Origin of the sequence: Granulicella sp. S190, assembly GCF_009766095.1 — a bacterium.
Classification (GTDB): domain Bacteria; phylum Acidobacteriota; class Terriglobia; order Terriglobales; family Acidobacteriaceae; genus Edaphobacter.
In genome coordinates this window covers 1-304 of sequence record NZ_LMUD01000029.1, presented here as the reverse complement: position 1 = coordinate 304, position 304 = coordinate 1, and the positions used below count along the sequence as shown (strand labels likewise).

Genomic DNA, 304 nt, shown 5'->3' with positions numbered 1-304 from the left:
TATGACGCCGGAGGATCTCGATACGTTTCGTTTGGCCAAGGCTGGTTATGACACGAACCAGGACAACGGCGACGAAATTAACAAACGGTTGAAAACTAAAGTCAACCCCACAACTCACATGTACACACATTGTGAGATCCATCCCAGCATGCTCTTGGGAATCTGTGCCAGTATTATTCCCTTCCCAGATCACAATCAGGTATGCCACTCTTTCCCATCCCTTTTCCCTATCTCGTTACTAATGTACTGCTATACAGTCGCCCAGAAACACGTACCAGTCGGCTATGGGCAAACAAGCCATGGG

At 48.0% G+C, this 304-nt stretch carries 1 protein-coding gene; it reads left to right on the top strand.

The features are described from left to right. Nucleotide 1 precedes the first annotated feature (1 nt). Nucleotides 2-304 (top strand): hypothetical protein (locus GSQ94_RS21885; protein ID WP_216843108.1); only part of this gene is annotated, 303 nt, incomplete at its 3' end.